The sequence below is a fragment of the Lysobacter hankyongensis genome, assembly GCF_039543145.1.
GTDB classification, from domain to species: Bacteria; Pseudomonadota; Gammaproteobacteria; order Xanthomonadales; family Xanthomonadaceae; genus Lysobacter_I; species Lysobacter_I hankyongensis.
This window is the reverse complement of the sequence record NZ_BAABJE010000010.1, coordinates 14711-27482: the sequence shown is the minus strand read 5'-3', so window position 1 is coordinate 27482 and position 12772 is coordinate 14711. Positions and strand designations below refer to the sequence as shown.

Below are 12772 nucleotides of genomic sequence, written 5' to 3'. Positions count from 1 at the left end.
AACACGGGCGCGGGAGGGGGTCAAACTAATCATCTGCATGAAGAGATGGAGTCGAGGTTTTTCGGTGCTGACCGGAGTCCGCCCCCGGCGTAGAATCGCGGCCCGGCGTGGCGCCTGCCGCGTCCCCCGGAGTGTCCCCAGCCCATGATCGCTTTCCGCAATTTCGCCCTCCGCCGGGGCGAGCGCCTGCTGTTCTCCGACGTCGACCTGGCCCTCCACGCCGGCTGGCGGGTGGGCGTGGTCGGTCGCAACGGCACCGGCAAATCGTCGCTGTTCGCCGCGCTGATGCGCGAGCTGGAGCCGGACAAGGGCGATCTGGACCTGCCGGGCAAGGCGCGGATCGCCAGCGTGGCCCAGGAAACGCCGTCGCTGCCCGACCCGGCGCTGGACTTCGTGCTGTCGGGCGATGTCGAGGTGCATGCGGCGGTGCAGGCCGAGGCCAACGCCTTCGCGGCCGAAGACTGGGAGGCGGTGGCCGAGGCCCACCACCGGCTCGAAGAACTGAACGGCTACGACGCCGCGGCCCGCGCCGGCAAACTGCTGCACGGTCTCGGCTTTCCGGCCGACACCCATCCGAAGCCGGTGTCGGACTTCTCCGGCGGCTGGCGGGTGCGCCTGAACGTGGCGCGCGCGCTGATGACCCCCAGCGACCTGCTGCTGCTGGACGAACCGACCAACCATCTCGATCTCGACGCGGTGGTGTGGATGGAGGAATGGCTGCGGCGCTATCCCGGCACCCTGCTGGTGATCTCGCACGATCGCGAATTCCTCGACAACGTCACCACCCACACGCTGCATCTGCATGACGGCAAGGCCAAGCTCTACGCCGGCAACTACACCCAGTTCGAGCGCCAGCGCGCCGAACATCTGCGCCAGCAGAACATCGCGTTCGAGAAGGAACAGGCCGAGCGCGCGCATCTGCAGAAGTTCATCGACCGCTTCAAGGCCAAGGCCAGCAAGGCCAAGCAGGCGCAGTCGCGCATGAAGCGCCTGGAGAAGCTGTCCGGCACCGAAGCGGTGCGCGCCGAGCGCGAATTCCGCATCGATTTCCCGGCGCCGGCGAAGATGCCGTTCGCGCTGATGCGCCTGAACGATGCGGATTGCGGGTATGGCGCCGACGCGACCATTCTGCACAACGTCGGCTTCGGCCTGGAAGCCGGCGACCGCATCGGCCTGCTCGGCCCGAACGGCGCCGGCAAGTCGACGCTGGTGAAAACGCTCGTCGGCGAACTGCCGCTGCTGGCCGGCGAGCGCTACGCGCATCCGGACCTGCGCATCGGCTACTTCGCGCAGCACACGGTGGAGTCGCTGGTCGAAGGCGCATCGCCGATCGATCATCTGCGCGAACTGTCGCCGGATTCGTCGACGCAGGCGTTCCGCGACTTCCTCGGCAAATGGTATTTCCCCGGCGACCGCGCGTTCGAGAGCATCGACGGTTTTTCCGGCGGCGAGAAGGCGCGACTGGCGCTGGCGCTGATCGCGTGGCGGCAGCCGAACGTGCTGCTGCTCGACGAGCCGACCAACCATCTCGACCTCGACATGCGCGAGGCGCTTGCCGAAGCGCTCAGCGACTTCGACGGCGCGATCGTGATGGTCTCGCACGATCGGCATCTGATCGGCTTGGTTTGCGACACCTTCGTGCGCGTGGCGGACGGCGTGGTCGAACCCTTCGACGGCGATCTCGACGAATATGCGGCCTGGCTGCGCACGCGCTCGGGCGGCGAGCAGAAGAAGAGCGAAGCGAAAGCGGCGAAGCCCGCGGTGGCCGTCGTGGAATCGAAGCCGGCGCCGCCGCCGGCGCCCGCTGCGCCGGCGAAGAAGATCAATCCGCACAAACTGGCCAAGGCCGAGGCGCGCGTGGGCGAACTGGAGGCGCGGCTGGCGCAGATCGAAACCGAACTGGCCGACCCCGCGGCGTGGACCGACGGCGGCAAGCGCGCCGCCGATCTGGGTCGCGAACAGCAGACGCTGCGCGCGCAACTCGAAGCGGCCGAGGCGGAACTGCTCGCGCTGTACGAATGAGCGCGGCTGCGCCGGCCTATCCCTTCAGGCAGACCCCGCAGAGCGATGATCCGTCGTTCCGCAGCACTCTGTTGCCCCTCGTGCGGTCCTGGGGCCGGTACAGCGCGTACAGCGACGTCTCCTCCAGTTCGATCCGCTCGGCCAGCAGCGAGCTGATCACCTCCAGGTCGCGCGAGAACGCGTCCCGGTTCAGCAAGGTCACGCCGATCTCGGTGTAGTGCCGCGTGAACAGCAGGGCGAGCCGCGCCATGCCCGCCATCTTGGCGCAGGTACGCTCCAGGTCTTCCAAGGCGTCGCCATCGTTCGCCGCGGACCTGAACAGGTAAGCGTAGAAGTGTTCGTTCTCCTCCTCGATGTGGCGCATCAGGCCGTCCCGCAACCGCGCGAGCGTACCGGGAATCTTCGCGAACTGGCGGTGCCGTGCGTGATCGTCCAGACGGATCAGCAGGTCGCGCAGCGCCGCGTGGTCCGACATCAGGTGTTTGATCAGTGCGGGGTCGTAGTCAGGATGGCCCGTTGCGCCCGCGCCGGACATTCCCTGCAGGCGGCTTTTTTTCTCATCGATGTCGTGGATGTTCGGCGAAAACATGATCCTGATCCGTGGGCGCCTTGCGCCCCGTTGAAAAGCGTTCCGACGATCTGGTCCCGGTACCGGCATCGATGAACGGCATGCCTGCCTGCGACCTCCCGGAAGACGCGTCACCCTCGACACGATTCCCCCCACGAGGATGCGCAGCAAAAGAAATGCCAACGCCGGGCGCATTTTTGTGGGTGTCGTCGCACATCGATGCGGGGAGGCGGTACGTCAGCAATTTCACTGCGACGCGCTGCGGTCGTCGCGTCCGTGTTCGCGTCGCTTTCGCGATCGATCGGCGGGTTCCGCGATGCCTGAGGCGCGGATGAGAGGGGTGCCGCGATGGCGATCCCGCCATCCGGTGACGCGCTGGGGCAGATTGGGCCGGAATTCATCCGCGCGCAGCGGGAATCCCGCATTTTCGCGCTGTTTCATGGGCATTTTGCGTCGCTTTGATTGACGTGCCCGATTGGTTTCCGCGTTTGAATCGATGCGCTGGCGTTTCGTGCTCCGCGTTTCGCGCGGCATCGCCATGCGTCTTCGGGATGCCTGTCCGAAGCGCCACCCCCGGACCTGCGTTGTGTCTGCGGACGCGGCCTCGGCCGCGTCCGCAGATATCGCATCACTTCGCGATCAACACCAACAACGACCGCGCCTGCAGGCCATACACCGTCCACTCCCCGCCGATGAAGGCTTCCGAACCCGGCAGCGCGACCGTGTTCGGGCCTTCGTTCCAGGTCGCGGTGTCGGTGACGCGGTACCACTGCTTGCCGGTGCCCGGCCACGGCAGGGTGAAGTTCACGTTGCCCGACCAGCCGTTGTACGCCACGTAAATCGCGCTGGCGGTGTCGCCGAATTCGCTGCCGTCGATGCGCCAGGCGATGGCGTGGTTGGTGCTGCTGTTGAAATACGCGGCGTCGGCCACGCCGCCGTCCGGCTTGAACCAGCGCAACTGCTCCATCACGTTGCCGTTGTTGTCGATGCCGGAATAGAAGTTCAGCGGACGCAGCGCCGGATGCGCCTTGCGGAAGGCGATCATGCGCCGGGTGAAGGTCTCGAAGTCGGCTTCGACCGTGCTGCGGGTCCAGTACAGCCAGTTCGCCGGGGAATCGAGGTTGTAGACGTTGTTGTTGCCGAACTGGGTGCGCAGCGCTTCGTCGCCGCCGTTGAACATCGGCACGCCGGCGCTGAGCATCATGAAGCCCATGCCGGTGCGCGCGGCGCGGCGCTGGTCGACTACGATGCCGCCCTGGTTCCAGCTGTGGTTGTTGTCGTCGCCGCCGTCGGACGGGCCGTACGGCCAGGCCTGGTTGTTCTGCTTGCTGTTGTAGCTGTAGAGGTCGTTCAGGGTGAAGCCGTCGTGGGCGACCATGAAATTGACCGAATGCCACGGCTTGCGGCCGTCGTCGCCATAAAGGTCGGACGAACCGGCGAAGCGCGAGGCCAGCGTGCCCATGGTCACCACTTCGATGCCCATCTGGTTCTGCTTCTTGCGCAGCGCGTCGCGGTACATGCCGTTCCACTCGGCCCAGCCCGTGGGGAAGCCGCCGACCTGATAGGAATTGCCGCCGATGGCCCACGGTTCGGCGATCAGGTCGAGGCCGCTGCCGCCGGCCGCCGGCCGCGGCGGGAGTTCGTTGACGATGCGGTTGAGCGCGTTGTTCGCGTCCATCTTGTCGAAGTTGAAGCAGCCGTGCTGGCAGGTGTTGCCGAGCACCGAGGCCAGGTCGAAGCGGAAGCCGTCGACGCCCAGCGCATCGCGCCAGTAGGCCAGCGAGTCGATGATGAGGTTCTGCGCGATCGGGTTGCGGGTGTTGTAGTTGCCGCCGACGCCGGTGTTGTCCCAGGAATACTTGTAATCGCTGGTCAGCGAGTAATAGGTCGGATTGTCGAGGCCGCGCCAGGAGGTGATGTTGTAGACGGTCAGGCCGTCGCTGCCGCCCCACGCCCCGCCTTCGCCGGTGTGGTTGTAGACCACGTCGACATAGACCTTGATGCCGACATCGTGGAAGGCCTTGACCATCGCGCGCCATTCGCTGGTCGGACCGCCCGGGGTCTTGTCGGACGAATAGCGGCGATCCGGCGAGAAATAATTGAGCGTCATGTAGCCCCAATAGTTGTCGCCGTTGGCGGAATTGGGGTCGATGTCGTTCTGGTCGTTCTGGGTTTCCTGCACCGGCAGGAATTCGACGGCGGTGACGCCAAGCGAGGCCAGATGCGCCGCCTTCAGCGCCGCGCCGGCGTAGGTGCCGCGCTTGGCCAGCGGAATCGACGTGTCGTTCATGGTCAGGCCGCGCACGTGCACTTCATAGACGATGTCGTCCTTCAGCGCGCGCGTCGGTTTGGTGCCGGTGGACGTGGTGATGGTGCCCAGCGCGATGCTCTTGCTGGCGCAGAGGCCGCTGTCCTTGTTGCGGTGCGTGGCGCCGGACGCATAGATGGTGCCGTCGGTGCAGGTCGCGGTGTTGGGATCCTGGCTGATCTCGCGCGCGTACGGATCGATCAGGAGCTTGTTCGGATTGAAGCGGTTGCCGCTGGCGTCGACATCGGTGATGAAGCCGACGCCGCTGCCCTTGGTCCAGCCGCTGTTGTAGGGCCAGTTCGGGCCCCAGGCGCGATAGCCGTAATAAACGGTACCGGTGATGCCGTGGGTGTTCTTGATGGTGGTGACCGGGATATTGACCTCCCAGTTCTGGGTGGTCGCGTTCTTGGTCAGCGTGTAGCGCGCGACCTCGTGGGCGCCGGTCGGCGCCGAATACAGCCATACTTCGATCCGCGTCGCCCGCGACGAGTACACGCGGAAGCGGAGGTTGGCCATGCTGGCGTCGTAGCGTGCGCCGAGGTCGTAGGCGTTGATCGCGGCGTCGGCCCGGCCGGGCGTCCACGTCAGCAACAGGGCGAGCAGCAGGGCGCCCGCGGTGCGAATCCAGTGTGACATCGTCCATTCCTTCTCGTGGGTGGCGGAATGCGGTCGCGACATCGCTCTGCGGCGCACCGCGACTTCCGTGCGGTGCGCACTATCGCCCGATGTGCGAACGCACATGGCCGCGGCGGGTCGGTCTGGAATCGTATTCAGCGCGGATGCCGCAGGAATGCGGCCCGATCGCCGCAGTTGTGTCCTTCGGCGTCCTGCGGCCTTGAAACTTTCGCGCCGGGCCCCAGAATGGCGCCCACTCGCGCTCATTCCCGGTTCCCATGCCCATTTACGCTTTCGAATGCGACGCCTGCGGCCATGCGTTCGACCGTCTGCAGAAGATGTCCGACCCCGATCCGACCGAATGCCCCGAGTGCGGGGCGCCGAAGATCCGGCGGCAATTGACCGCCCCCGCCTTCCGCCTGTCGGGCAGCGGCTGGTACGAGACCGACTTCAAGAAGGACGGCGACAAAAAACGCAATCTCACCGAGAAGGGCGACGCGCCCAAGGCCGATGCCGCCCCCGCCGCGAGCGCCCCCGCCAAGACCGAGGCCGCGCCCGCGGCCAAGCCGGCCAGCGACGCCAAGCCGGCCGGCTGAGCGCTTGCCGCAGGCTTCGGTCTGCGGCTAGGGTGGCCCGATGAAGACTTCCCGCTCCGTTCTGTTTCTCGCCCTGCTTGCGGCCAGCGCCTCGTCGCCCGCGCAGTCTCCGTCCACGCCCCCGGCCGCGAGGCCCGCACCCGCCGCGCCGGCGCCCGGGGTCAGCACCAGTCTGCTGACCCACGCCTTCATGACCGCGATCAACCGGCACTGCGGCAACGCCTACGCCGGCCGGGTGCTGGTGGATACTCCCGCGACTCCGGATTCGCCGTTCGCCGGCAAGCCTCTGGTGATGCACGTGCGCGATTGCGGCGACGACGAGGTGCGGATCCCGTTCCATGTCGGCGAGGATCATTCGCGGACCTGGGTGTTCCTGCGGGTGCCGGCAGGGTTGCAGCTGAAGCACGACCACCGCCACGAAGACGGCAGCCCCGATGCGGTCACGATGTACGGCGGCGACAGCAGCGGCGGTCGGCTGACCAACAAGGGGCTGATCCGCATCGAATTCCCGGTCGATGCCGAGTCCATCGCCAGCTTCAAGGCCAATGGGCTGCCGGCTTCGGTGGCGAACACCTGGGCGGTCGAACTGTCGCAGGACCGCTTCGTCTATGAACTGTCGCGTCCGAACGGGCGTCTGTTCCGGGTCGAATTCGATCTGGCGAACCCGGTCGTGCCGCTGCCGCCGCCGCCGTGGGGAACCACGCCCTGAGCCGTATCGCTCCCTGAGGCGTATTGCTCCCCTTCGGTAGAGCGGCCTTCAGGCCGCTGCTCTTGATAAAACCAAACGAAAGCGGGCTGAAGCCCGCTCTACCGCTGAAGCAGCGGCCTGAAGGCCGCTCTACCGGTACAAGGGTCAGGCCATCAGCGCAGGCCGAAGCGCGCCCGGCAGCCCTCGTCCACCCACAGGCCCTGCTTCTTGTCGTAGCCCCAACTGCGGCCCTGCACGCAGGGCGAGTTCGACAGCGTTTCCAGCAGCACCGGCGTGCCGCGGGCCTTGTCCCAGGCGCAGCTCTGGCGACGGCCGTTCTCGCTGGCGCAGGTGGTGCTGTAGCGGCCGCCGCTGTCGCCGACGCGGAACACGCCGCGACAGCCCTTGTCCACCCAGATCGCGCCGTCGCGCAGGCCCCAACTGCTGCCCTGGCGGCAGGGGGTGTCCGACAATTGACGGATCAGATCGGCCTGTCCGTAAAGGTTGCGGCCGCATGCCTTGTAGCGGCCGTCGCTGCTTTCGCAGCGGACCTCTTCGCCCGCGTACTGCGGGCCGAACTCGCCGCGACAGCCGCCGGAGACCCAGACCTTGCCGGCGGTGGCGCCCCAGTTGCGGCCCTTCACGCAGTCGGTGGCCGACATCTGCCGGACCAGCCGGCTTTGGCCGGGCCAGGACACGTCGCAGGTTTCGCGTCGGCCCTCCTTGCTTTCGCAGCGGACGCTGTCCTTGTCGAACAGTTGCGCCTGTGCCGCGGGTGCGTTGGCGCAGGCGGCGAAGGCGAGAAGCAGGCTGGCGAGCAGGCGGAGGCTGGGCATGGCGGGTGATCCTTTTCTCTGGAGCGGGCGTGCGTGGCGATCAGCGGTTGTTCGGCGCGAACACGGCGCTGCAGCCGGTGTTCACCCACAGGTTGCCGCGGCGGTTGTAGCCCCAGCTCGACCCCTGGAAACAGGGGCGGCGCGACAGTTTCTGCAGCAGGCGCGGCGGGCCACGGGTATGGTCCCACTTGCATTCGTTGTACTTGCCGTTGTAGCTCTCGCAGGTGACGCGATAGCCCTCGGTGGAGCCATCCTTCACGCTGAAGATGCCGCGGCAGCCCAGGTTCACCCACAGCTTGCCGTTGCGCAGACCGAAGTTGCGGTCGAGGGTGCAGTTGGTGCCCGACAACTGGCTGACCAGTTCGGGGGTGCCGTACAGATTGCTGCCGCACTCCTTGTACTTGCCGTCGGTACTTTCGCAGCGGATTTCGCCGCTGCCGATGGGGCCGTCGCCGCTGGCGACGAACAGGCCGCGACAGCCACCGCTGACCCGCACCTGGCCGTTGCCGCTCGACCAGTTCTGGCCGGCGACGCAGCGGGTGCCCGACAACTGCCGGATCAGCTTCGCGGTGCCGCGCCACGGCACCGGGCAGGTCTGGCTGCGGCCTTCCTGGCTTTCGCAGCGGATGCCGCCGGCGGTGGTGTCGATTTCCTCGGTGAACTCCGCGCGGCAGCCGCCGCTGACCCAGATCTGGCCGGGCGTGGACGACCAGGTCTGGCCCTGGATGCAGGCGGTGTTCGACAACTGCCGGACCAGTTTCGACATGCCCTGCCAGGTCGGGCGACAGGTCTTCTGGCGGCCGTCGGTGCTCTCGCAGCGCAGGGTGTGCGGGGAGGCGGGGTCGCTGAGGCCGTTGCCGGCCAGCGACTGGGCGATATCGGTGCGGATCTGGCTGAAGGTCCAGCGCGAGAACCGCACCTGGTCCAGATAGAAGCGCATCTGGTCGTCGGGGATGGTGCGGCCGTCGGACTGTTCGCCGTATTCGAGACCGATCACCCGCCGCTGGTCTTCGACCGGCAGTTCCCACAGCCGTTCCGGCGCATAGGCCTTGGTTTCCACGCCGCCCGGCGCCGCCTGCGCCATGCCCAGTGCGGGCATCAGCGCGATGCCGCCGCCCAGCGCGAAGAGCAGCAGTGTGGCGGCGAATCCTCGCGGACGTGCCTGCGACGACGGGGCTCGCGACAGCAAAGTTCGCGACAACAGGGGGGACTGGCGTTCCATCGGGTGCTCCTGTGGGGCGGGTGTCGGTGCGTCGCGGGCGGACGATCGGGCGCGGTGACGACGACAGGCCGCGCCCGGCCGCCGCAACCGCTAAAATGCGCGGTCTCCGGCAGACGCCGGAATCCTACACCCGGAGTTCCCCCATGCGTACCCACTTCTGCGGCCTCGTCGACGAGGCGCTGATCGGCCAGACCGTGACCCTGTGCGGCTGGGTCAACAAAGCCCGCGTCCAGAGCCATCAGGCCTTTGTCGATCTGCGCGACCACGAGGGCATCGTGCAGGTACTCATCGAGAGCGATCAGCCGGAGCTGTTCAAGGCCGCCGGCGAACTCGGCCATGAGGACTGCGTGCGCGTCACCGGTACGGTGCGCGCGCGCTATGCCGCCAACGACAAGATCCGCAGCGGCAAGGTCGAGATCGTGCCGACTGCCATCGACGTGCTGAACAAGGCCGAGCCGCTGCCGTTCCATGCCCACGAGAACGCCGGCGAAGACGTGCGCCTGAAATACCGCTATCTCGATCTGCGCCGCCCCGAGATGCAGCAGATGATGCGCACCCGCATCCGCCTGGTGCAGGCGCTGCGCCGCTGGCTGGACGCGCGCGGCTTCCAGGACATCGAAACCCCGATCCTCACCAAGGCCACGCCGGAAGGCGCGCGCGACTTCCTGGTGCCGGCGCGCATGCATCCGGGCGAGTTCTACGCGCTGCCGCAGTCGCCGCAGCTGTTCAAGCAGATCCTGATGGTGGCCGGTTTCGACCGTTACTACCAGATCGCGCGCTGCTTCCGCGACGAAGCGCTGCGCGCCGACCGCCAGCTCGAATTCACCCAGCTCGACATGGAATTCGCGTGGGTGGGCGAGCGCGACGTGCAGGACGCCACCGAGTCGATGATCCGCGAGGTCTTCCGCGAAGTGATGGATGTGGAGCTGGGCGAATTCCCGCGCATGACCTACGCCGAAGCCATGCGCCGCTACGGTTCGGACAAGCCCGACCTTCGGATCGCGATGGAGTTCACCGACATCGCCGATCTGGTGAAGACCTGCGGGTTCAAGGTGTTCACCGACTGGGCGAACCACGAGGACGGCCGCGTGATCGCGCTGCGCGCACCGGGCGGCGCGGCGCTGTCGCGCAAGCAGATCGACGACCTCGGCGCGCACGCCGCGAAGTACGGCGCCAAGGGCGTGGCCTGGATGAAGATCGACGACGCCGCGAAGGGCCGCGACGGCATCAATTCGCCGATCGCCAAGTTCCTCGACGACGCCACGCTCGCCGCCATCGTGCAGGCCACGGGCGCGCAGAGCGGCGATGCGATCTTCTTCGGCGCCGCGTCGTACAAGACCGCCAGCGATTTCATGGGCGCCGTGCGCCTGAAGCTCGGCAGGGACCTGGATCTGGTCGACGCCGGCTGGAAGCCGCTGTGGGTCACCGACTTCCCGATGTTCGAGTGGGACGATGAAGCGCAGCGCTACGTCGCCCTGCATCATCCCTTCACCGCGCCAGCGGTCGACGACGAGGCCGATCTGCGCGCGAACGCGAAGACCGCGGTGTCGCGCGGCTACGACATGGTGCTCAACGGCAACGAGATCGGCGGCGGTTCGATCCGCATCCACCGCTCGTCGATGCAGTCGGCGGTGTTCGAATTGCTGGGCATCGGCAAGGACGAAGCCGAGCTGAAGTTCGGCTTCCTGCTCGACGCGCTGCGCTACGGCGCGCCGCCGCACGGCGGCATCGCCTTCGGCATCGACCGCATCGCCGCGCTGATGGCCGGCACCGAATCGATCCGCGACGTGATCGCATTCCCGAAGACCACCACCGCGCAGTGCCTGATGACCGGCGCGCCGTCGCCGATCCCGGACGCGCAGCTGGCCGAGGTGCATGTGCAGGTGCGGCCGGCCCAGGCAGCGTCTTGAGTGCGGCGACAGTCGGGCCGTGCCCACGGCCGGTGAAAATGAATTGACGGGATGTTGGTGGGCGGTCTGATCAGACCGCTTCACCCATCCGCAGATCGAGAGGTTTGCGATGACCTACGCCATCCGCCGCGCCACCCCCGCCGACGCCGAGCGCGTCGCCGACATCGCGCGGCGCAATTTCACCGAGACCTTCGGGCACCTGTATCCGCCCGAGGATCTCGCGTATTTCCTGCGCACCAGCTACATCGCCGAGACCCAGCGCGAGGCGCTGGAGGATCCGCGTTATGCGGCGTGGCTGCTCGAAGACGGCGACGAGGCGATCGGGCATATCCTCGTCGGCCCCTGCGGACTGCCGCATGCCGATGTCCGCGAGGGCGACGGCGAGATCAAGCGTCTCTACATCCTGCAGCGGGCGCACAACGGCGGCTGGGGTGCGCAGCTGATGCAGTGCGCGATGGACTGGCTGCTGCGCGATGGCCCGCGCACGCTGTGGGTGGGCGTGTGGAGCGAGAACTTCGGTGCGCAGCGGTTCTACGGTCGCTACGGGTTCGGGAAAGTCGGCGAATACCTGTTCCCGGTCGGCGCCACCAACGATCACGAATTCATTTTCCGTCGCCCTGCGGATGCGCCGCAGCGCTGAGTGCGGCGTGATGGAGACCCGGCCGTGAGGGTCGCGCTGATCGGCGACTCCATCCGCATGAACGCGCAGCCGTTCGTTCGCGAACGCCTGCCGTCCGGATTCTCGCTGTACGCGCCCGACGCGAACTGCGAATCGTCGCGCACCGTGCGCGCCCACCTCGACGCATGGCTGCCGCCGGGGACGTTCGATGTGCTGCACATCAACTGCGGTCTGCACGACATCCGTCACGACCCCGGGCGGTCGCATCCGGTGTGCTCTGCGCACGAATACGCGGACAACCTGCGCGCGATCTTCGATGCGCTGACGCGCGGCGGCGCGACGATCGTCTGGGCCACCAGCACGCCCATCGACGAGGTGCGGCACAACGCCGCCAAGGCATCGCGGCGATACCGGGCGGATCTGCTCGAATACAACCGCATCTCCATCGAGATCGCGAACGCCTGCGGCATCCGTGTCCACGATCTGCATGCGAAGCTGCTGCGGACACCGAGCGGCGAGACGCCGATCGATGATCTGCTGCTGCCCGACGGCGTCCATTTCACGCCGGCCGGCAACGCGCGCATCGGCGCCTGCATCGCCGACGCGATCATTTCGGCAGCGAGCTGAAGGAAGCGGCTGGCCGGGCTTGCGATCCGGACCGGCGATGCCCATGTCGCGATGAACGCCCCACCGGACGCCCGCCTGTCATGCCGACGACCTCCGATCTTCCAGGCGATGCGCCTTCCGCCGCCAAGGCGCCGCCCGTGCTGCTCGTCCACGGCATCTGGAACGCCAAGGCCTGGCTGGCGCCCTTCGCCCTGCGCCTGCGCGGCGAGGGGCTCGCGCCCCGGCTGTTCGGCTACGACAGCGTGCTGCGCGATCCCGAACGGGCCGGCGACCGCCTGATCGCCCATCTTCGCCGGCATCCGGTCGAACTGCTGGTCGGCCACAGCCTCGGCGGGCTGGTCATCCTCGAAGCCCTGCGCCGCGCGCCCGAGCTGCCGGTGCGGCGGGTGGTCTGCCTGGGCTCGCCCCTGTGCGGCAGCGGGGTGGCGACGGCGATCGGCGGCCGCCCGCCGCTTTCGCTGCTGCTCGGCCGCAGCCGCGGCCTGCTCGAAACCGGCTGCGCCCCCTGGCAGGGACCGGCAGCGGTCGGCGTGGTGGCCGGCAACCACGCCCGCGGGGTCGGCGGCTGGTTCACCCGGATGGACGGCGACTCCGACGGCACCGTGACCGTGGCCGAGACCCGCCTGCGGGGCCTGGCCGACCACTGCGTCGTCCCCGCCAGCCACAGCGGTCTGGTCATGTCCGTCGATGCGGCCCGTCAGGCCGGGCATTTCCTGCACCACGGGCGATTCGCGGGCTGATCCGGCGCCCGATCCGCGGTG

Annotated in this window: 12 protein-coding genes; 7 read left to right on the top strand and 5 right to left on the bottom strand. The window is 67.7% G+C overall.

The features are described from left to right. The first annotated feature begins 144 nt into the window (after positions 1-144). Positions 145-2022 carry an ABC-F family ATP-binding cassette domain-containing protein gene (locus tag ABD974_RS09825; RefSeq protein ID WP_345303142.1) on the top strand — a complete coding sequence of 626 codons (1878 nt, stop codon included), beginning with the start codon at positions 145-147 and terminating at the stop codon, positions 2020-2022. Between the two features lie 16 nt (positions 2023-2038). On the opposite strand, the gene ABD974_RS09820 is transcribed toward ABD974_RS09825, so the two are convergent. The 3 genes from ABD974_RS09820 to ABD974_RS09810 form a co-directional block, all read right to left on the bottom strand. Beyond that, a complete protein-coding gene (locus ABD974_RS09820; RefSeq protein ID WP_345303141.1) occupies positions 2039-2611 on the bottom strand; it encodes a hemerythrin domain-containing protein in 573 nt (190 codons plus the stop codon). A 225-nt stretch (positions 2612-2836) separates the two neighbouring features. Further along, entirely contained in the window at positions 2837-3130 is a 294-nt protein-coding gene (locus tag ABD974_RS09815) for a hypothetical protein (RefSeq protein ID WP_345303140.1), read from the bottom strand. Positions 3131-3218: 88 nt separating this feature from the next. After that, a complete protein-coding gene (locus ABD974_RS09810) occupies positions 3219-5534 on the bottom strand; it encodes a glycogen debranching protein (protein WP_345303139.1) in 2316 nt (771 codons plus the stop codon). Between the two features lie 257 nt (positions 5535-5791). Here ABD974_RS09810 and ABD974_RS09805 point away from each other — a divergent pair, with 257 nt between their 5' ends. Then, on the top strand, positions 5792-6109 hold the full coding sequence (locus ABD974_RS09805; RefSeq protein WP_345303138.1) for an FmdB family zinc ribbon protein: 318 nt from the start codon (positions 5792-5794) through the stop codon (positions 6107-6109). A 40-nt stretch (positions 6110-6149) separates the two neighbouring features. Further along, positions 6150-6818, top strand: a complete 669-nt coding sequence (locus tag ABD974_RS09800) for a hypothetical protein (RefSeq protein ID WP_345303137.1) — start codon at positions 6150-6152, stop codon at positions 6816-6818. Positions 6819-6970: 152 nt separating this feature from the next. On the opposite strand, the gene ABD974_RS09795 is transcribed toward ABD974_RS09800, so the two are convergent. Both ABD974_RS09795 and ABD974_RS09790 read right to left on the bottom strand, forming a co-directional pair. Beyond that, a complete protein-coding gene (locus ABD974_RS09795; RefSeq protein WP_345303136.1) occupies positions 6971-7633 on the bottom strand; it encodes a DUF3011 domain-containing protein in 663 nt (220 codons plus the stop codon). Positions 7634-7673: 40 nt separating this feature from the next. Then, positions 7674-8855 (bottom strand): DUF3011 domain-containing protein, encoded by a 1182-nt coding sequence (locus ABD974_RS09790; RefSeq protein ID WP_345303135.1) that lies wholly within the window; start codon positions 8853-8855, stop codon positions 7674-7676. 143 nt (positions 8856-8998) lie between these two features. Here ABD974_RS09790 and aspS point away from each other — a divergent pair, with 143 nt between their 5' ends. The 4 genes from aspS (at position 8999) to ABD974_RS09770 (ending at position 12751) form a co-directional block, all read left to right on the top strand. Next, on the top strand, positions 8999-10765 hold the full coding sequence (aspS, locus tag ABD974_RS09785) for an aspartate--tRNA ligase (protein WP_345303134.1): 1767 nt from the start codon (positions 8999-9001) through the stop codon (positions 10763-10765). Positions 10766-10874: 109 nt separating this feature from the next. Then, the gene (locus ABD974_RS09780) at positions 10875-11405 is read left to right on the top strand and encodes a GNAT family N-acetyltransferase (protein ID WP_345303133.1); all 531 of its coding nucleotides are present in this window, start codon (positions 10875-10877) and stop codon (positions 11403-11405) included. A 24-nt stretch (positions 11406-11429) separates the two neighbouring features. Then, entirely contained in the window at positions 11430-12011 is a 582-nt protein-coding gene (locus ABD974_RS09775; RefSeq protein WP_345303132.1) for an SGNH/GDSL hydrolase family protein, read from the top strand. An 80-nt stretch (positions 12012-12091) separates the two neighbouring features. Next, positions 12092-12751 carry an esterase/lipase family protein gene (locus ABD974_RS09770; protein WP_345303131.1) on the top strand — a complete coding sequence of 220 codons (660 nt, stop codon included), beginning with the start codon at positions 12092-12094 and terminating at the stop codon, positions 12749-12751. Positions 12752-12772 lie beyond the last annotated feature (21 nt).